This window comes from Vibrio sp. MMG023, from assembly GCF_021654215.1.
In the GTDB taxonomy this organism is placed as follows: Bacteria; Pseudomonadota; Gammaproteobacteria; order Enterobacterales; family Vibrionaceae; genus Vibrio; species Vibrio jasicida.
Genome location: NZ_JAKFZP010000005.1, coordinates 473,970 through 494,493 on the forward strand (window position 1 = coordinate 473,970; position 20,524 = coordinate 494,493).

The window sequence follows — 20,524 nt, forward strand, 5'->3', positions numbered from 1 at the left end:
GTCATATTTCCGTGGTTTATGTATTGTGCTGACGAGAATCCAAATTGGAACGGGACACGAATATTTACATATCTCGTTGTAATCAGTTTAAGAAAGAGTCGGTCTGCCATTAGGAACCTTCACTACTCACTAAAGGAATGAAAATGAAAGAAACGCTCCAACCAAAGCTTCAACGTCAGTTGGGATTAGGGCTGTTAGCACTGCGCTTAAGTATCGCGTTGGTATTTATCATGTGGGCGCTAGATAAAGTGCTGGTACCAGAGCATGCAATGAAAGTGTTCTCTGGCTTTTATGGTTTAGATATATCGAGTGGATTTTCTGTCGCGTTAGGTATTGCCCAGTTGGTGTTCATCGGGATTTTTGTGGCTGGACTTTGGAAGAACCTGACTTATCTTGCGATTCTGGTATTACACGCAGGCTCGACTTTCTCTTCGTTTGCGAAATACCTAGACCCGTTCAACAACCTATTATTCTTCGCGGCGTGGCCGATGCTTGCTGCGTGTTTCGCTCTCTACCTATTGCGAGATCATGACATCTATGTGTTGAGAAAACAGCCTCAAGCGGTTACGGCTTAACTCACCACCAGCGGCTGAGACACAATAAAAAAGGGAGGCTTCACACCTCCCTTTTGCTAACTGAATATCGGCACTTCTACCATCGAAGTATGATAAAACGCGTAACGCCCTTTACCCAATTGCTTCGCTCTGTACACCGCCATATCGGAACAGTGCAGCAGAATATCAATATCGCGCCCCACGCCCTCTGTGAGAACAACCCCAATTGACGCGGTTAAACTGATATCAATGCCTAAACGATCCGCCGTACTTTGCAATTTAGCGAGGAACTTGTCTAGCTTTAGCTCTAATTCACGCTTCGTTCGAAACTCTTGCGTTAACACCACAAACTCATCACCACCAAATCGGCCTATGATGTCGCGCTTGTGGCCAAAACTCTCTCTCAACACCGCCACAAACAGAGCGATAACTTTATCGCCCGCTAAGTGACCGTATGTATCGTTGATGTACTTGAGGTTATCCATATCAAAGAAGATACAAGCTTTGGGCGTATTACTAAGAGACAACGACTTTTCTGCCCCTCGCAAGAAATACTCCCGCGTGAGCAAACCACTGCGTGAACAAAACACGCCATTGCGACTGGCTTGTAATACCAACTCAAAATGCTCTTTCAGCTCCATAGAACTGTCATTGAGAACCACTTGGCTCTCTTCTAAGAATCGGTCTAGAGGCTGCGTTAATCCAACGACTTGTTTACCCATCAGTCGTGTTATCACAAGATAAATCGCGATGATAAGCAGGACGTTAACACCAAACATCGTTGTCCCTTCACCGAGTAAACTGCTGAACTTGGCTTTTGAAAGTAAAATCCAAGGCGTGTCCTCGATCTTGCGGAACTCAATGTATGACAAATCAAATGGCGAAGAATAAGTGAAGAAACCACCGGAAGAAGAATTCGATAAAGCGTGTAAATTGGCTTCCCGATCAAATAGTTTTTCATAACCATAATTGAACAGATTGACACCAACATATTGTGCATCTCTGGAATGACTAATGACATTCAGCTCATCATCCAATAAGACACTATAAATATCATCTTCGTTGTCCGTTTTTAACGCATGTTGAATCTCACTAAAGTGAATCGATGCTGAAATGGTCCCCTGCAAATCCCCTAACAAGTCAAACATTGGACGGCATAGGACATACACAATGTTGCCATTACTGATGTCTGTAAGTACATCGGTCATGACGGTCTTTTGGGTTCGGATTACTTGATGAAAATAGTCTCGATGTGCGATGGAATGGACTTTGTTATTGTGCGTGCTGACCATATTCCCAACGCCATCACTGAACCCGATCCCTGCCAATTCAAACGCTTCTTTATAAGACACAGCACGAGAGGCTCGCTCTTTCAACGACAATTCTGATTCGGTGAAATGCTCATCATTGCTCATAGCCCGCAACAAATCACGATACCCACCAACGATGGTTCCTAGGTTTACTTCAGCCGATTTCACGTGGTAGCGAGCAAGACTCTTTGCTTCATCGACTTGTTGGTAGGCCCAATAGGTAAAGTTGGTAAATAAAGCGATAAAGACAATTGGGACGGTGTAGCGGAGCGTTACGCTTTGAAGACTTCGAGATACATTCATGACTTAATTGTTGTTGTGACATTGTCGTATTTTAAAATACGTATTCTAATCGATGGATGACACGTCTTATTTGCGCCCTTTAGCTGTAATCAGAGTACAAATTACACAAAATGCAAGCGCTGACGTTTGGCATTCTCATTAGCAAGAAAGCAAACAAATTATACCTACCCCTGTATATCGAAACAGCAACTTTCTCCCGAGTTACGACAAAACATTTTCCATGTACAACAAATGGTTTTTATCGATACGTTTCATTACTTTAAATAAACAATATAAATCTAATAGGAAGGGAGTTATTGATATTTTTGAAATCATATCCTCTTAACAAACTGAACCTTTGTCGCAAGAGTCACACTTTTTGGATTGTATAAGTATGAATTTTTCTACACCATTTCTAACAAATGAGATACATAAACTACACTTTTCATATCAATCTCTTGGATATGGACGTGCACTGTGGCTGGATCGCTTTCATGGAATAACCTCTCCGTAAAACACAAGCTGTTTTGCTTAGTTTTCTTACCCATCGTTTTGTTGCTCTTTCTGGCGGGACAGCAAGTCGTTAGGTTGTCGACTCAGGCTCAAGATCTTGAAAGAGCACATTTGTTCTCTGACTACATGGATCAGGTTTCGTATCTTTACAACCTGCCTAGCAATCCAGACGTAACCGATAAAGCGGTGATGATCAAAGGCACAACTGAGAAACTCAATGCCACCGCCACTCTCATTTTTGCCGATAAAGGCGTTGAAATGGCGGACTTGTTGTCAAGCCTAGAAGAAGCAAGTTTGTCTCTCGCGACCAGTACAGACATGGATGAACGTCTAGACTTAGCTGAATGGCGCGCCGACACTTACAAACAGATTCTTTTGGCTTTAGAAAAAGTCCCTTTTAACAATGCCACGGTTGAAATCCAAAACCATCTGTCTGCTTTAATGCAAATTGAGTGGCTAATGTTCTGGTCGAAAGAAGAAAACCGTTTAAGCCAGTACCTAATTTATTCCGTTGAACAAAACCAGTACTACGACACAGACATCGGGAGCGAGATTGAATCCTTAGTCAAAAATCAGCAACTGTTTTTAGAGCGCTTTGTAACCCTTAATGCTAATCAACAACAAGTTGAGTTGTTAATCGAAACCTTCACAAATGAAGTATTCGTTCTTAGCCAAGAATTCCGTGCTTATCTGTTCAGTGAACAAGAGTTGAGTACCCTACCTCCCCAAGAAGTCGCGACGGGTTTGACCGCTCTAAACGGCCGTCTCGAACTGCTACAAAATGTCGATAATAAAATGACTGACCAACTTAATGCTGACGTTGATCATGCCATCTCCATTGCCAACCAACAGCGACTCATGTTCATCGGCGTGATGTCGTTAATCACCATTTTGGTCATCAGCCTCGCAATACGTTTAGTACGTAAAGTGACAGGCAACCTAAACCTTGTTCTCGAGTTTTTACGCCGCGACAGCTACAGCGAAGAGTCGCCGCTCGCAGAATTAGTCAAAGGCAAAGACGAGTTGAGTAAGTTCGCTCAGGAAGTAGAGCGCCTGAGTTACGAACGCGAACAAGCGAAAGTGAAATTAACCCAAGCAAAAGAGGATGCGGAGCGTGCGAAAGACGACGCGATTAAAGCCAGCAAAGCAAAAAGCAGCTTCCTTGCTAACATGTCACATGAAATTCGCACACCACTTAATGGGGTAATTGGTATATCTGAAGTGCTTTCCGATACCTCATTAACAGCCACACAGCGTGATTACGTCGATACTATCGAAACCTCGTCTCAGTTACTACTTAGTCTGATTAACGACATTTTGGATTTCTCCAAGATTGAATCGGGCATGTTGCTGATCAGTCCACATTCAACCTGTGTGCGTGAATCTATCTACGACATTGCTTCTATTGTTTCTCCAAAAGCCAAAGAAAAAGGCATCGACCTTAAGGTAAACATTAGCCGTAATACTCCATTCCGCTTGATGATTGATGATCACCGTTTACGCCAAGTGATCATGAACTTTATGTCTAATGCGGTGAAGTTTACCGAAAGTGGCACTGTGTGCCTGTCGGTATCAACCCATTCAGTGTCGGGTTCTTACGCGGTAATGGAGTTTTCAGTGCAAGATTCCGGCATCGGTATTGATGAACAACAGCAGAAAAAGATATTCGAACCCTTCGCACAAGAAGACGACTCTACAACGCGCCAATTTGGAGGCACTGGGCTTGGCTTAGCGATCAGCACGCAACTGGTAGAGCTGATGGGTGGAAAGATCCAATTGGAATCTGAGAAAGGCCAAGGGAGCCGCTTCTTCTTCCAACTGACTTCTTCCGTAGTCCAACTAGATTTTGACTCAAAGCATACCGCTCATAACAGTCAGGTTTGGCTGGTTTGTGACGACCCGAATATGGAAAGTACCCTACGTGATGAGCTTAATTTCTATCGCATCGCGATGCATCAATCCGTAACGTCATTAGATGAGCTACCGACATGGATCAATGACAAAGAACAGGTGGTTGTGATCTATGCCGAGACTCGTCCTAATGCAGCCAAAGCCAATGAAGACATCTTCCACAGACTGGAAACACAGAATGTTCGTCTGTGTTTAGTGAAGCATTTACACAGCGGTCAATTTGACTTCGGTCAGAGCGTGAGTGCCATCATTACTCAACCACTGCTTGGTCAACGTTTAGTGAAAGCACTTGAAAGCTGCGAAGCAAAATTCACCCAAAAAGCACAACTAGCCGTAAACAGTGTCGCGAATACCAGAGCTAAAATATTGGTGGTTGATGACAATACAGTAAACCAAAAAATTGCTGGATTGCACGTGACCAAAGCGGGCTTCCCTTTCGATTTAGCTGCAAATGGTGCCGAAGCCGTTGAAATGTTCAAAAAGAGCCAATACGCATTGATCTTAATGGACTGCATGATGCCTGTCATGGATGGCTTTGAAGCGACAGAGAAAATTCGTCAGATCGAGCAAGATGAAAACCGCAACTACCGCATCCCTATTATCGCCTTAACCGCGAGTGTGGTGGATGACGATATTCAGAAGTGTTTTGATGTTGGTATGGACGACTACGTCCCGAAACCGTTCAAAGCGAATGTGTTGAAAGAGAAACTGGCAAAAGCTGCTAACGTACCAGTTGTCGACGCTACGATTAACAACATCAGTCCAGCCCCAGTTAGTCATGTGGATAACCATCAAGCAGCGGCTCTAAAAGAAGAGCCTTCAATCACGATCCTACCGAGTCGCTCTGAGCGTATTCTGTTAGTTGAAGATAATACCGTAAACCAAAAAGTAGCATCATTGTTGTTAAGTAAAGCTGGTTATGAGTTTGAGATTGCAGAAAATGGTCAAATTGCCGTGGATATGTTCCAACAAGATAATGGCTTTGACATCATTTTAATGGACTGCATGATGCCGGTGATGGATGGCTTCCAAGCGACCAAAGAAATCCGAGCATATGAAAGAAACTCTGGTCTACCGAAAACACCGATCATTGCATTAACCGCCAGTGTTGTGGATGACGATATTCAACGTTGCTATGACTCAGGTATGGATGCCTATGTACCGAAACCGGTGCGGAAAGAGAAACTTCTTCATCAAATTGAAAGCGTGATTTAACGAAAAGGTTGATGGATATGCATACCGATTTCTTTATTTCCAAAAACAGCATGGCGAGAGGATTGACGACTGCGCTGATTGCCTTCGCGTTGCTCATGTCGTTCGATAGCGAGGCTCTAGCCGCGGATCAATACGCCATATTCTCTCTCGACTCAGAGTTTAGTGAATTAAATATTACTAAAGCGAGAAAACTCTACCGTGGAAAAACCAAACGCTTACAAGGGAAACGAATTGAACTGTCAGACTGGCCAGACACATCGTCAGAGCGATCTGAGTTTTATCGCTATTTACTTAACAAGAACGTCGCACAGATGAATGCGCATTGGGCGAGTTTGTCTTTTTCTGGCAAAGCACGCCCGCCTAAAGTCATTGATAGTTCAGATATGAACGCTCTATTGGAATGGATGAAAGAAAAACCTAATCGCATAGGTTACGCACCGGTGAGTAGTCTGCCTTCTAATGCACAAATCCTCTACGTAGTCAGTTCGGAGAAATAATATGAAGAAATCACTCATCGCAATTGCACTAAGTGGTCTGGCTTTTCCGAGCTTCGCAACCATAGAAATTACCGATAATTTGTCACTCAGCGGATTTGGTTCAACCTCGTGGGCGACATCCGATAACGAGACACCACTGCTGGTCAATCGCTTTATCGATGACGAAAACTGTTACGACTGTGATACAACGTTTGGTGTGCAACTCGACTTCTTTTACGATGCTTTCAAAGCTTCTGTACAAATGGTGAAACGTCCACAAGATCATTGGAGTGAGCCTCAATTAGAATGGGCATACTTGGCGTACACCTATGGAAACGTTGAGTTTCGAGGTGGCCGCTTAAGAATGCCTGTCTTTCTCGCTTCGGAGTACTACTACGTGGGACATGCCTTTACCCCTGCTCGCCCACCAAATGAGGTTTACGACAGCATATTAGGCATCACCGCTTACAATGGTTTGTCGGTGCTTTGGAATTACGACTTGAACGACAGCATGACGTTAACCACGACACCTTTCATCGGTTTCCATGATGAAAGCACGGTCGACTTTAACGCCAATACCGAATTGACGTTCAAGACCAATGAAATGTACGGCGTTAACTTCATTCTGAGTGGTGATTACTACCGTTGGAACTTTACCTATTTAGACTCCAACTACGACCAAGAGACGAGACTTACCAACCTCACTACGAATATCCCAGGGGTTGGTGTAGTGCAAGTGCCAGATCAAACCCTGAACGCTAAAGACCAAAGCATCAAGCTGTTTTCTCTTGGGGCAGAATACGAGTTTGATGCGCTAACGTTAACCGTTGAGGGCCAAACCAACGACATCGCTTCTGCCTGGTACGTTCAAGGGACATATAATCTCAACAGATTCACACCATACGTGACTTACGGCCAACAGTTTGATGACCACGAACATCGTGTCGGTGACAGTTACCTGTTCGGTGTGAGATACGATGTTCATTACAACATTTCACTCAATGCAGAGTGGCAACACTTCAACGCTTATCGCAATGCCTCTGGTGCGTTTGTTAACACACCACCGGAAGATGAAGCCAATCTTTACACCATCATGGTTAACTTCGTCTTCTAACCTTAGTCAGTTAACTACAAGGCAGGTCGAACGTTCTCGACCTGCTCTGCTTTGAAGTCTCTTGATTTATTAACTCAACACATCACTTGTTTCGGTTTATCATCACCACGGAGAGGATCGTCAAAGTCATCCCTACGGCATGAAACCAAGTAAAAGACTCACCCAGTATTAGAATCGCGCAAAGCGCAGTCATTGCAGGGCCAACATTGCTCACCAAACTTAAATGCGTCGGATTTAACCTCGCCATCGCGGCCGCAATCAAATAAGACGGAATCACAGTACAAAACAATCCAAGTAATACACCAATGATGATAAGTTCATGACTCAATGTTTGTAGATCTAAGTCGCTGAAAACCAGATGAACTAGAATCGCTACACCCGCACTGCCCATCCCGATGCTAGTAAAGATTGTACTACCAAGCTTGGCAATACTCCCTTTACTCATCACTAAGTAAACTGCAAAGACAAAAGCAGACAATACTGCTAATCCACCACCTAACCATATCTGATCCCCATATTGAGAAAGGTCGTGGGCAACAATCAATCCAACGCCTACATAACCAACCAAAGCCGCGATGATGATATTACGATTAGGTACTTGAGCTTGCGTTAACCACATGATCAACACAACAAACGTTGGAAATAGGAAAAGCAGCAAGCGCTCCAATTGAGCGGAAATATAGTTAAGTGCAGTAATGTCTAAATAGCTAGCTAAGTAATAGCCCAACACACCAATTGCCGCAGCTTTTAATCCGTGGCTTTTCACTTGTGTCCGATGTTCAGATTTACGCAGCATCCAAAACAAAATACAAAGATACACGGGTAATGAACTCATTGCTCGCAGCGTCATGATGCTAACGGCATCACCACCATGCTGATAGGCCATTTTGACGAAAATTGGCTTTATAGAAAAAAGTAATGTTCCCGCGAGTGCAAACAATACGCCTAATGTGACCGAATTGATCGGTTGTTTGAATGGCTTAGTTGGCTTGTTTTCTGAATGTGGATTGGATTCGGATGCCGTATTCATTGTCTCTCCTTGATAACACATTTTCTGTTCATACAAGGCTACGAGATAGAATACGATTCTGGCTGCATCTACTCGCAGCCAGGCACAACTCAACCTACCGACTGCTTGGCATTAGAAGGAGGAGCCACCAGAGGTTGGTTGTGCGGATGATCATTTTACTTTCCTATTCGGGTAGAAGGTTCAGACTAACCACTGAACATATTTTGTTCAAGCTTACGGTCTTTAAAATAGTACTCTTTATCGTGTTGTCCGACCTCTCTGAGCACTCGACAAGGGTTACCAACGGCTACCACATTGGCAGGAATATCCTTAGTTACGATACTGCCCGCGCCAATCACCGAGTTTTCTCCGATCGTCACACCCGGTAATACCACCGAGTTTGCACCAATCCATACGTTATCTCCGATTCGAACCGGCATGTTGAACTGCGCGACGTCTCGCCTCAAATCGGGATCGATTGGGTGCCCTGCTGTTGCAATGGTGACATTAGGCCCAATCATCACGCTATTTCCAATGTAGATGTAGGTATCGTCGACCAAAGTGAGATTGAAGTTTGCGTAAACATTGTCGCCAAGGTAAGTGTGACAACCCCAGTTCGCTCTTAAAGGCGGTTCGATGTAGCAGTTCTCACCAACAGACGCGAGCAGACGCCCGAGTATCTCGCCCCGCTTTTCTGATTCCGAAGGACGTGTGTGGTTGTAATCGTATAAGATCTCAAGACATTCGGTTTGCATTGCCGCCAATTCTTCATCGTTACAGAAGTACACTTTTTGGCTGTGCAACATGGTTTTCTTATCCATTATTATTCCTGTTGAGGGGATGTTCTTGGTTGGAATTTAGCAGAGTCAGAATAAGAAAGGCTTGCCAAAAGTCATGAAATTCGCGCCTTACTTTATAGCAAGGTGAAGTAATGAACCTGAGGCACGTTTTCATCTATGATGAGTTGTTTCTTCACAGACAAAAATGCGACGCTTACTCCTTGGACGCGTTAGGTAGATGCCGAGACAAAGCATCCATGAGATCCTTTTTGATGAGTGGTTTGGCAAGAACTTCATCTGCACCCGCATCGATAAAAGATTGTGTCGATTGTTGCATCACATCCGCAGTCCAACCGAAGATCACGACATCATCCAGCCCTTGCTCGCGAATTCGCTTAACGACCTCAATGCCACTCATTTCTGGCATATGGTTATCAATAATGATGAGATTGAAAGACTGCTCGTTCAACAAGTTCAGCGCTTCTTGTCCACTGCTGCATGTGTGACTTTTCGCCCCTAACTTATCTAAAAAGACTTTGGCGATGATTTGATTCATCCGATTGTCATCCGTAATCAGCGCGTGAACGGAAGAGAGATCTTCAACCTTCACATCCTCTGTTTTCTCTTCAATGGCCTCGCCCGAAGCACTCGGTAAGCTAATTACAAAGCGGAACTGGCTTCCCTTTCCTAACTCGCTCTCAACACTGATTTGGCCATTCATAAGAGTCACTAATTTTTGACAAATCGCTAAGCCCAATCCGGTGCCACCATACTGCCGAGTCGTCGACACTTCCGCTTGTTCAAATTCATTAAAAATAGAATCCATACGATCTTGAGGAATACCGATACCGGAGTCTTCTACGCAAAATTCTACGAAGGGCGACTCTAGCGCTTTGATGGAAACGTTAATATGACCGGCCTTAGTAAACTTGAGCGCATTCCCGACAAGATTGAGCAAGACCTGCCGAATACGCACAGAATCACCACTATATTGGCATTCATCACTGCATTGGTTATCCACGCTGAACACAATGCCTTTCTCTGAGCACAAGCTCTGGTAAGTCACTTCCACCGGAGTAATGATGTCTGCCATTTTGAAAGGATAAATATCGAGTGCAAGCGCATCACTTTCGACCTTGGCTAAATCTAAGATGTCATTGAGAATCGAGATCAAGTGTTCACCCGAGTTCAATGCGAGTCGCAGCACTTTCCTTTGTTCTGGGTCTCGGATGTCATCGAGCAGTATTTGTAGCATTCCCAATAGCCCATTAAGCGGCGTTCTGATTTCATGGCTCATCGTCGCTAAAAATGCCGATTTCGCTTCATTGGCATGCCTTGCCTTCAACGCCTCGGTTTCAAGGTCACTCTCTAAGCGTTTCACTTCTGTGATATCACGTTCAATGGCAATAAACCGCTCAACAACACCTTGCTCATTCCTCAATGGGATAATATCGATATCAATCCAATAGGGTTGTTTGTTCCTCGTATAGTTGAGTATCTCTGTCCTAACTTGCTCACCCTGTCGAATCGCGCTTCCTATGTCTGAAATCGTCTCTGGTGAAGTATCAGCACCTTGCAAGAAAGCGCCCGGCGCTAGACCTTTGATGCCATCGAGTTGATAACCCGTCATGGATTCAAACGCCTTGTTTACCCACTCAACCTTTCCGTGGTGGTCTGTAATAACAACGGCATCTCTTGCGGCTTTAACTACGGTCGCTAGTAACTCGCTCTCCTTCTCTTTTTCTTTCAATTGAAGGTTAGATTCTTCTAGCTCCTGCTTGGATTTCTCTAGTTCACGGTGTGGGTTAACGAACAGCCTTTTTCCTATGACTGTCACGATAATCGAACTCACGATCAGTACACCAATTAAGCCCTTTAACAAACTGCTTTGGAGGTTCGTTAATTGCTCATCCAAGAAGGATTTACTGACACCTTGAGTCAAAAGCAAATTACCTCGGCTCAAGGGTTCTTTATTGATAATCCAACGGTCGATTTCGCTTGCTGTTGGAACGTGCTCATGGCTATGGGAGAGGTGGTCTTGCGCCTGTGTTTCAGTTAAATGAGCCAGTTCAGGAAGTGGTGGTACGGTTTGACTGAGTTCATACCAACGCTCTCTTCCTGTTACGAACGAACCAAAAAAGTCATCGTAGTCGACAGCGGTTTCACCATATAACACCCCGACAAAATCACCGTTATTCACAAGGGGCATAAAAAGCTTTAAGCAGATGTGATTAGTATCATCGTGCAGCAGATACACGATGCGCTCATTTAGTCGAGACTCGGAAAGCGCATTAAAAATCGCGACTTCTTGTTCAGATGCGGGGTGACGAAAAGTGTCTTCGAACAATAAATCGCCGTTAACATCTCTTGCTGCAAATTGCATCGTTTGATGTTGGCCTTTAAAACGCTCCAGCTGGAACGCTAACCCTTCAACATCATTGTCGACCACGGCATCGATAACCCCACGGTATTGGGATGCAAGGACGATTCGGTCTTCCGCTACCTCTAAGTACTTCTCCATGAAGATCTTGGCGGACTCTAGCTCAAACCGACCATTCCCCTTTTGGAGTTGTTTTATTGTCGCCTGACTTTCTTGAGATAACACAATAAGTGAAATGACTCCGTAAATGAGCGCAGTCATCCCAATAAAAATGAGTAATAGAGCTTTCGGACTGAACCTAGAGAGCTTTTTTGCCATGAGCACATGCTTCCTTGCGCGAATTCACCGCTTTCACATCAATAAGTGTAGGATACGTAACCGGTTAATTCTCATACTCATTTAGGGTTAACCTTGAGAGCAAACAACACCAAGACAAAATCACACATGAACCTAATGAACAGAAAACAGTGGACTGGCTGGAGCAAAAATGCCGCAGAGTTCGAATCTTGCGGCATCTTTCTAAGCTGGCTTGTTGGTTTTTTTGCGACTTTCCAAGCGCGCTTTAAATTTCTTATTTCGGCGCTTTAAGGCTCGGAAGAATTTCGACTCTTCGTGATACCAACCAATAACGCTAATGGGGAACCCCACCAGCATCATGATGAAAACATCGGCAGGAAACTGATCGGTAATATCCCTTACCGTTTGCAGCTCACCAAAGATAAACAAGCCTATAACCTTGCCAACCAACAACGCACAGCAAATCATCAAGAAAGACTTCATTATGTAGTGCCATTTGCCTTTCTTGCGCTCTTCTCGCCAATACACGTATTTGTGCTCGCGGTTGTACATTTCCCCCTCCGTTTAAGTGACATTGTCACCATCAGTCTGCGAAATGGAATGGTGGTGCGAGACGGCAAGCTCGCACTACTTTAATCATAGTGCGATTGGAGGGCGTTGCTTGTCAGACCAATAAGAAATGACGGGGATTTTACTGAGCGGTCCACATTTGTTTGTAAGAGCGCAATTCTCGGTTGGACTCATCCAAACCAAACATGCCTGCTAGTGCTTGCAGTTTTTGTTTGTAGCGTCCTAGTGCGCTTTCATCATCAGTCATGATCGCGAATTCTGCGAAATAACCGATGCCTTCAAGGTGGTCAAGTGTAATATGGAATTCACCGACAAAGTAGATACTGCGAGTCTTCTTAGTATGGAGGATGACCTCGTAACCCATGTTCTCCAACATGCTTTTTGCTGCATGAGACTTGGTGATGTCTGTCGCTTCGCAACGATCTTCTTCCGGCCCTTTAACAATCCAAAGCTTAATGCCAGATGGTTCAATTTCACGAATCACCAAGCTTTTGTTTTCGTTGGTTAGCTTGCGATCAGGTGTATCGTAAAACCAATCTGATTCTTGGTTGTCTTCGAACATCACCTCGTGTTGCAAGCTGCTTAGCGCGGTTAAAAACGCTCGCTTGTCTTTCACTCGGTATTTCAATTCAACTTCAAACTGGCCCTGAAAATGATCTTGTGCACTCACGCGACTACCTCTCTACAACTGTTCGCTTCGACTTTTTATTCTGTTTTTCACAAGGTGAAAGGACTTTTAAAATTGGCGAAAGATTAGCATGAGTTCCACGAGAGGTCTGAAACACAAGATAACTTTGTGCAAAACGTGGCACAAAACTTAAACGCGAGAGAATGCATATACACACAACTAGCGATGCCAGCGATAACGACCAGAGTCCTGCCGATGGCAACATCCGCAATGTACATGACGGGATGAGCCATTCGGGTAAAAGCAAACACAATCGCAGGCATGGAGAGATCTGACCATGGAACACCACTCAAACTAACGACAAGATTGGTTGCGCTATAAAATGCCAACGCTTCCCCATTTAATTAATGCTTACGAAACACCCAAATTGGCCCGATTAAAAGGAACTGAACGTCTTCAAAAAACGATGGTTTCTTCCCTTCGATTTTGTGCCCGATAAACTGGAAAATCCAAAGCACACCAAACAGTAGCATCGAAATCTGTAAAACTGGCCAACCGAGTATGTCCATCGACCAGATTAACCCAATACACGCAACGGTGTAGCCAATCATCATCATGAATACGCTAAGAGACAACCGGAAGTAGAAGATCCAAGCGGGTAAAGCAACGACCCACACCCAATTGAGATTGAATCCAAACAAAGGAATTTGCGGAAAAGACCAAATCAACCCAACCACAGATAAAAAGATACCCGGCACCGCCACTTTATGAATCTTTTGATTGATTGGGTTTTGATGGCTTTCACCGTAGGCTTCTAACCATTCAGAGAGTTCACGCATAACTTCACCTTTAACATCGCTATAACATTTATATAGTCGGTGCGAGTTAAAGGTGCGAGTTTTTGCCCGAAGATATTGATAATAAGCAAAGTATCTGCGACCAAGCACAAACTATGTTACTGATATCCCAATGAAATACGCTGCGCTTTCGTTAGTTTAGCAACCACTAGGTTATAGGTTCTCGATTACTCATACTGCGGCAAGAGAAGCTTTAACGCCTGATTAACCTGCCCTTTTTCTGCACTGCTCAAAGACCCCATCAGCTCATGTTGCGCTTGAAGGTGCTGCTCTATCAGTGAGTCAATTAACTCGAAACCTTTTTCTGTGAGTTCGACAGTGACGCTGCGGCGGTCTTCTTTACTGTGCTCACGAGCGATCAGACCTTTCTTCTCTAGCTTATCAAGCCTATTTGTCATGGCACCGGACGTCAGCATCATGGATGAAATCAGCTCCGATGGCGTTAAACGATATGGCTGACCACTGCGTCGCAGCGTTGCTAAGACATCAAACTCGCCCATTTTGAGGTCGTAACGTTTGTGCAGCTCGGCAACATGGTTTTCCATATGCTTTGCGATTCTCATCAAACGCCCCATAATCGCCATCGGTTCGGTGTCGAGCTCCGGCTTTTCCTTAGCCCACTGGCTTACCACTCTGTCAATTGCGTCCATTACCCTTTCATCTCCAAAGACATTTTGATTTACGAATTTATTTTAACATAAAGATACTTTACAAAAAGCCATCGCGAGCGTAGCTTTACAATAAATTATCTCAACGTAAAGATATTTAACATGAACATTTTACTCGCGATGATTCCGGCGTTCTTTTGGGGCACCACTTACGCCGTGACACAATTTACTTTGCCAGACTGGCCGCCGGTGTTGCTTGGCGCGCTGCGAGCTTTGCCAGCTGGCCTTTTGTTGCTTGCTATCAAACCATCCTTACCAAAAAAACAAGATTGGAAGATCTTACTGGTACTCGGCACAATCAATATAGCCCTCTTCTTCGGACTCATCTTTGTTATGGCGTTGACCTTGCCTTCTGCGATTTCTGGAGTGGGTATGATTTCTGTACCTGTGTTCGCCATGTTATTTGGTTGGGTTGTGTACAAGCGACAACCAAGTTTGATTCAAGGGATAAGCGGCGCAGCTCTGATCGCACTGGCGTGGTTCCTGTTTGATCCTAGCTCGATCACACTCAACCCAATTGGCTTAATCGCTATGCTATCTGCAATCATGTGTATCGTTATCGGCAGTAGCGTTACTAAGTCTCTTGGTGCAAGAATGCATTGGTGGACGGTGCTAACATGGCAGCTCATCTTGGGCGGCATCATTCTTTCTATCGCCGCAGCCATCTTCGCGAGCTTTAATCCAGCGCCGTATATGAGCGCCCTACAAAACGCATCATTAAGAAACGTCGGTGGTCTATTGTGGGTCATCGTCCTTAACACCGCACTTGGTTACGGCATGTACGTGTGGCTATTGCAACGCATGTCGGTCGTGGACTTTACCTTCGGTGGTATCGCAAACCCAGTAGCTGGCATTGTTTCGGGCTTAGTCTTGATGGGCGAAAGCTTCACTCCCGTACAATACAGCTTGATGCTTGGCATGATCCTGATGTCGCTCGTTCCGCAACTGGTGATGTCGTTCAAACAAAAACGCAGCATCAACAACGCAAAGCCTTGTGAGTCGTAACACTCTGCAACGTGAAAAACAAAAGCCCGAGTTTAGGCTCGGGCTTTTTGGTTCTACATTCTTCACTTCACCGTTATCGGCTTATCTTCTACTCCAGCGTAAAACACCAAAATCTCTACCGGCTCATCACCCGTATTTGCGCCAAAATGCCATTGGTCGACGACTTCCGCAATTGCGTCTCCGGCTTTCAGTACGATCTTATCTTCATCCTTTTTCGTGACTGTGATTTCCCCTTTCAGCACCATGCCTGCATTAATGACAGGATGTTGATGCATGGGAAGCTGCACACCTTGAGGTACGGTATTTTTCACAATGGTGACTTCCGGTTGGCCTTTTGGATATTGTGGTAGCGTAGTGCCATCCCAACTGGTTGTTGTCTTTAGGACTAGGTCAGCCTCTACTGAATCTGGCAATTGAGTGTCTGCCCATACAGAGCTAAACACCAATGAAAGTGCAATCACTGCGGTTTGAATCGGTTTCAAAACCCTCTCCTTGTCTATTAATAACCTTTGCTTAAACAGTAAGAGAGATTCAGATATGAACCTGACTTGAATAGTAAATATGTGAGATAGAGAACGATTTTAAGTCATCCATAAAAAATGCCCACCGAATCGGCAGGCATTCTCTATTTCACAAAGTTTTAGCGCTAGATAGTGCCTTTATTGGGAAAGCTTTTTCATTTGTAAGCCCATAAAGATGAAGCTGATGCCTTCAATCAGTAGCGAGATACCCACAAATGTGCCCAATAGCGTGGTTGAGAATGCAGGATCATCGAGCAACATGAAGAAATAACCACCGATAAGCACTGAAATTACGCCACTGAATACAATCACGTTGCTGCTTGGTAGGCTCCGGTTGCTCAAACCAAAGAAGATACGAGTCAAACCGTTTAAGATCATCACAATCACCATCAACATTGTAATGGTTACTAAGCCTGCTAGTGGCTTAAATAGGATAAACAAACCGCCAACAATATATAAAACGGCACTTAAGACGTACCAAAGTTTCTCTTTCCAAACGTTAATGGAAAACGTGTGGTATGCCTGAACCAGACCACTGAACAACAGAACCGCACCAACGATGGTCGAGATCGTCACGCCAGCCAAAACAGGCAAACTCATGGCACCAACGCCCATTAATGAGATAATGACGCCGACAATGACGAAGTACTTCCAGCCTTTAGACAAAAAAGTCGGTTGTTGTGATTGATTAGAATTTTCCATTGAATGCCTCTTAAATTAAATGCAAGCCGCCTTTTCAGTCTAGTCTAATAAAACCGTAGAGAGTTCACAGACTTAACAGAAATACGTGTCCCATTTGCAGAATTGGATGTTAAACCCGTATCACATCATCGCCTATACACTATTTTTGAATAATAAGATTCACGATTGTTAGATTAAAGCAGTGCAAAACAAAGAGATGGGGAGTAGGATTGGCGGCTTTCTAACGCTTGCTGCTTGATTTTTTGTTTTGAGATTCTCACTCCCAGTTTTCAGGCCCGTTTTGAGGATGACATTTTGCTCGATCATCATATTCGCACTTTCATTTCAGAAAAGCTGAGTGCCGTCGGCATCAATAGCGATCCATACGGAATAGAGCTCACCAGTGTCTTTATTTTGTCGAGCCTCGCTGCTGCTGCGATCAGTTATTTGATTGTTCACCACCTTATCGTTCGCTCTGCCAACAATGTGTTGCAAAAAACCAATAAACCCTTGGCAGACAGCTTTACGAAATACGATGTTTTAGAAAAACTCTCACTGCTGATTCCAATTATGGTTTTGGATGTCTTTATTCCATTAGCCGTTGGTCATTATGACTGGTTAGCCAACATCTTTGACCGCATTTTAAGTATTTCGATTTTAGTCATCTTTATTTGGATGATTTTCGCCCTACTTGATGCCTTGAATGACATTGCCACCTTTAAAGGCATTACGAGAAAAATGCCGATCAAGAGCTTTGTTCAGCTTATTAAGCTCTTTACCTTCTTTGTAGGTGTTGTCGTATCGATGTCGATATTGGCCAATGAATCCCCTGTTATCTTCCTCTCTGGATTGGGGGTCGCAACAGGTTTTGTCATGCTGGTGTTTAAAGACACGATATTAGGATTTGTCGCGGGTATTCAGCTTTCTGCAAACCGCATGATCAGCTTGAATGATTGGATTCAGATGGACTCATACGGCGCCAACGGTACGGTAGAAGAGATTTCATTAACGACAGTAAAAGTACGAAACTTCGACAATACCGTTAGTATGCTGCCCGCTTACGCACTGGTTCAAAATGCATTCATTAACTGGCAAGGCATGTCCGACTCCGGCGGTCGACGCATCAAACGTGCCGTCAATATTGATGTCACCTCAATTCGATTTTTATCTGATCAAGAAATCGAAAAGCTCAAGAACATTCGAATTCTACGTCAGTACATTTACGAAAAGTCTCGTGAGATCAATGACTACAACGATGAAATGAGCGAGGAACCTGCGTTGGGTAACCTTCGTCAAATGACCAATTTAGGAATGTTCCGTGCGTACGTGAATGCTTATTTGAAAGCGAACAAGGACATCCATCAATACATGTTAATTATGGTGAGGCAGTTAGAGCCGACACCCGAAGGGATTCCAATCCAAGTTTATGCGTTTACGAATAACACCGACTGGGCTTATTACGAAGGCGTTCAGGCGGACTTGTTTGATCACATCTACTCTATTATGCCACTCTTTGGCCTAAGGCCGTATCAAATGCTGACCAGCAATGATGCAACTCATATCGCGCTGGAGCAAACGAAGAGCCGCTCAAAATAAAGACACGCTTAGGAAGGTGAAGTTTCGGCTTCACCTTCCATGCTGTTCACCAAGTTTTTACGGTTGTAGCGATGTTCACTCAATACCCCCCCTTCCACCTTGTAACGCAATCCATACTTCCCTATACACCCTCGCAGTCTCGAGCGAGTCAAATCCGACAGATCGGATGCCGTACTTGCTTTATCAACAAGCTGAACCCAATACGTTTCCATTTTATCTTTCATTATGATTTCCCGACCAACATCTTAACTAGCGTTAGCGAGAATTCTTGCAAATACTTCCTGTGGTCTGGATAGCATACGACAGAACTTTTCTAACGGAATGCCTACGAGAATCGCAAAATTATTGTGTGAAAAATCATTAATACGTTGAAAATAAAGGTTTCTGTCTGATTTTTCCTACGATAAACAGAATGATTAAATTCTATAAAAACTGATAAGTTATCGGTAATAGATACGCTTCTGTAAGTAAAAATGAGGCGCCTAACCTCTGAAAAACCCTCTTAAACCAGAGCAAGTGTTAACTGTTAATCCGCATCGATTGCTCTAATTACCAACAGTCTCTTCGTCCTTCACACCGATGTGCATGAGTCATTCGACCACATGTTTTCGCAACAGGGACAAGTACCTCAACGTCGTCATTGTGATCGTACCCCTTGTTTAGTGAACAGCCATCGACCAAATATGCAGGTCTAATTTGAAGATTTTGACTATTACTTTCATTACAAAAGTTACGTCAGATTAGACATGCTTTTTGCCACATTTTCTGCTCCCCTCTGTATTTCATCAATGACTGAAGAGACCAGTAACAGTTGCTCATCAGTCTCAATAGAAGATTGACGAATAGACTGCATCGATGCTGAGATCTGACTGGTAAGTGCAAGATTGTCCGAAACCACTTTACTTATTTCATTTGTCGAGCTCGATGTTTTCGACGCAAGAACACGAACTTCATCTGCAACTACGGCAAAACCGCGACCATGCTCCCCAGCCCTCGCGGCCTCGATTGCTGCATTTAAAGCAAGCAAATTGGTTTGGTCTGCGATACTGCCGATGACTTGGACTATATTCTCTATACTTACGGAAAGCTCATTAAGCGTATCAATCAAAGCAACAGAACTTGCCACTTGCTCCACAACCACAGATGATTGCTTTTGAGCTTGATGGATTGAATTTTTACCATCCGTTGCAACTTGTTCTGTCTCAACAGATGTACTACAAGCAATCGACAATGCGTCTTTTGACTCTTGTTCTCTCATCACTTCTGAGGTGATATTCGTAGCAAACTTAACAACCTTATACATCTCATTTTTCTCATTAAAAATTGGGTTATAAGATGCTTGAATCCAAACCTTCTCTCCGGTAGATGACTTTCTCAAAAACCGACCGCTAAAGGCTCTTCCATTTTGTAAGTCTTTCCAAAAATCTGGGTTTTCTTTGTAAAACTCATCAAAGCAAAACATTTGATGATGTTTCAAAATCACCTGCTCTCTCGAATAGCCCAAAGTATCTAGAAATGCCTTATTGGCATCTAGCACCTCCCCAGAAGGACTAAAGGAGATCACTGCAAAGGTTTTGTCTAATGCTGTTAAGAGATCTTGGTTATTCATACTAGTTGTATGCGCTTTGGTAATATCCGAAGCGATTTTGGCAACTCTATCAACCCGACCTTGAGAAATAATAGGAAAGTATGTGGCCTCAATAAATACCTCATTGCCTCCTCTATCTCTTCGAGAGAACACACCGCTTTTTTCTTTTCCAGCTCTTAAGTCATCCCAAAAATTTGAGTACATTTGTGATGAAACTAATTCTCGAGAACAAAACATTGAGTGATGCTTACCGAGCACCTCTGTTCTTTCATATCCCATGCAAGATCGGAAAGAGTCACTGACCTCTAAAACATGGCCTTGAAGATCAAATTCAATGACGGCAGTCGATGAATACAACGACCTGACAAAGTCCATATTCACATCGACAATATTTATTTCTTCTTTCTTTTTAAAAAACATAGGAGATCGCTCGCTCAATGTAGTTGTAATGGTGAGTTAAAGAAGCTGTCATCACCGCCGGAAGGGATCATTCTCCCTATAACGGAATATAATCACATCCCTGTTCGATAACTCTTGCCACTTTATTGAACTTAATCTCTGTGCAGAATC

The 20,524-nt window shown here is 43.8% G+C and carries 19 protein-coding genes; 6 read left to right on the top strand and 13 right to left on the bottom strand.

The window, feature by feature from the left end:
- Positions 1-143 precede the first annotated feature (143 nt).
- Positions 144-575: a hypothetical protein gene (locus L1076_RS18485; RefSeq protein WP_033006358.1), complete on the top strand. Its 432-nt coding sequence runs from the start codon at positions 144-146 to the stop codon at positions 573-575.
- A 56-nt stretch (positions 576-631) separates the two neighbouring features.
- On the opposite strand, the gene L1076_RS18490 is transcribed toward L1076_RS18485, so the two are convergent.
- A complete protein-coding gene (locus L1076_RS18490) occupies positions 632-2,167 on the bottom strand; it encodes a diguanylate cyclase (protein WP_038874958.1) in 1,536 nt (511 codons plus the stop codon).
- A 456-nt stretch (positions 2,168-2,623) separates the two neighbouring features.
- Between L1076_RS18490 and L1076_RS18495 the strand changes: the two genes are divergently transcribed.
- From L1076_RS18495 to L1076_RS18505, 3 genes are read left to right on the top strand one after another with little or no spacing between them, the layout of a single operon-like run.
- A complete protein-coding gene (locus L1076_RS18495) occupies positions 2,624-5,785 on the top strand; it encodes a response regulator (RefSeq protein ID WP_237304242.1) in 3,162 nt (1,053 codons plus the stop codon).
- Positions 5,786-5,802: 17 nt separating this feature from the next.
- Complete coding sequence (locus L1076_RS18500; RefSeq protein WP_038872766.1) at positions 5,803-6,282, top strand: hypothetical protein; 480 nt, start codon at positions 5,803-5,805, stop codon at positions 6,280-6,282.
- A gap of 1 nt (position 6,283) precedes the next feature.
- Complete coding sequence (locus L1076_RS18505) at positions 6,284-7,375, top strand: hypothetical protein (protein ID WP_045423562.1); 1,092 nt, start codon at positions 6,284-6,286, stop codon at positions 7,373-7,375.
- A gap of 82 nt (positions 7,376-7,457) precedes the next feature.
- On the opposite strand, the gene L1076_RS18510 is transcribed toward L1076_RS18505, so the two are convergent.
- The 8 genes from L1076_RS18510 to L1076_RS18545 form a co-directional block, all read right to left on the bottom strand.
- A complete protein-coding gene (locus L1076_RS18510; protein WP_237304243.1) occupies positions 7,458-8,405 on the bottom strand; it encodes a DMT family transporter in 948 nt (315 codons plus the stop codon).
- A gap of 185 nt (positions 8,406-8,590) precedes the next feature.
- On the bottom strand, positions 8,591-9,205 hold the full coding sequence (locus L1076_RS18515; RefSeq protein ID WP_237304244.1) for a sugar O-acetyltransferase: 615 nt from the start codon (positions 9,203-9,205) through the stop codon (positions 8,591-8,593).
- A 172-nt stretch (positions 9,206-9,377) separates the two neighbouring features.
- Positions 9,378-11,861, bottom strand: coding sequence for an ATP-binding protein (locus tag L1076_RS18520; RefSeq protein WP_237304245.1), 2,484 nt, complete (start codon positions 11,859-11,861; stop codon positions 9,378-9,380).
- A 201-nt stretch (positions 11,862-12,062) separates the two neighbouring features.
- Complete coding sequence (locus L1076_RS18525) at positions 12,063-12,392, bottom strand: hypothetical protein (protein ID WP_104035325.1); 330 nt, start codon at positions 12,390-12,392, stop codon at positions 12,063-12,065.
- Between the two features lie 139 nt (positions 12,393-12,531).
- Positions 12,532-13,080, bottom strand: coding sequence for a class IV adenylate cyclase (gene cyaB / locus L1076_RS18530; protein WP_020197363.1), 549 nt, complete (start codon positions 13,078-13,080; stop codon positions 12,532-12,534).
- Positions 13,081-13,163: 83 nt separating this feature from the next.
- The gene (locus L1076_RS18535; protein ID WP_275424166.1) at positions 13,164-13,427 is read right to left on the bottom strand and encodes a hypothetical protein; all 264 of its coding nucleotides are present in this window, start codon (positions 13,425-13,427) and stop codon (positions 13,164-13,166) included.
- Positions 13,428-13,442: 15 nt separating this feature from the next.
- Positions 13,443-13,877: an Mpo1-like protein gene (locus tag L1076_RS18540; RefSeq protein WP_104046761.1), complete on the bottom strand. Its 435-nt coding sequence runs from the start codon at positions 13,875-13,877 to the stop codon at positions 13,443-13,445.
- A gap of 185 nt (positions 13,878-14,062) precedes the next feature.
- Positions 14,063-14,545 (bottom strand): MarR family transcriptional regulator, encoded by a 483-nt coding sequence (locus tag L1076_RS18545; RefSeq protein ID WP_010647662.1) that lies wholly within the window; start codon positions 14,543-14,545, stop codon positions 14,063-14,065.
- Positions 14,546-14,665: 120 nt separating this feature from the next.
- Here L1076_RS18545 and L1076_RS18550 point away from each other — a divergent pair, with 120 nt between their 5' ends.
- Complete coding sequence (locus tag L1076_RS18550; protein WP_237304246.1) at positions 14,666-15,568, top strand: DMT family transporter; 903 nt, start codon at positions 14,666-14,668, stop codon at positions 15,566-15,568.
- Positions 15,569-15,630: 62 nt separating this feature from the next.
- Here L1076_RS18550 and L1076_RS18555 read toward each other — a convergent pair whose 3' ends face one another.
- Together L1076_RS18555 and L1076_RS18560 are read right to left on the bottom strand one after the other, a co-directional pair.
- Positions 15,631-16,050, bottom strand: a complete 420-nt coding sequence (locus L1076_RS18555; RefSeq protein WP_237304247.1) for a cupin domain-containing protein — start codon at positions 16,048-16,050, stop codon at positions 15,631-15,633.
- A gap of 177 nt (positions 16,051-16,227) precedes the next feature.
- The gene (locus L1076_RS18560) at positions 16,228-16,791 is read right to left on the bottom strand and encodes a DUF308 domain-containing protein (protein ID WP_038871184.1); all 564 of its coding nucleotides are present in this window, start codon (positions 16,789-16,791) and stop codon (positions 16,228-16,230) included.
- Between the two features lie 294 nt (positions 16,792-17,085).
- Here L1076_RS18560 and L1076_RS18565 point away from each other — a divergent pair, with 294 nt between their 5' ends.
- The gene (locus tag L1076_RS18565; protein WP_237304248.1) at positions 17,086-18,366 is read left to right on the top strand and encodes a mechanosensitive ion channel family protein; all 1,281 of its coding nucleotides are present in this window, start codon (positions 17,086-17,088) and stop codon (positions 18,364-18,366) included.
- An 8-nt stretch (positions 18,367-18,374) separates the two neighbouring features.
- Here L1076_RS18565 and L1076_RS18570 read toward each other — a convergent pair whose 3' ends face one another.
- Positions 18,375-18,578 carry a hypothetical protein gene (locus L1076_RS18570; RefSeq protein ID WP_038871201.1) on the bottom strand — a complete coding sequence of 68 codons (204 nt, stop codon included), beginning with the start codon at positions 18,576-18,578 and terminating at the stop codon, positions 18,375-18,377.
- A 518-nt stretch (positions 18,579-19,096) separates the two neighbouring features.
- Positions 19,097-20,374, bottom strand: a complete 1,278-nt coding sequence (locus L1076_RS27010; protein WP_275424167.1) for a PAS domain-containing methyl-accepting chemotaxis protein — start codon at positions 20,372-20,374, stop codon at positions 19,097-19,099.
- Positions 20,375-20,524 lie beyond the last annotated feature (150 nt).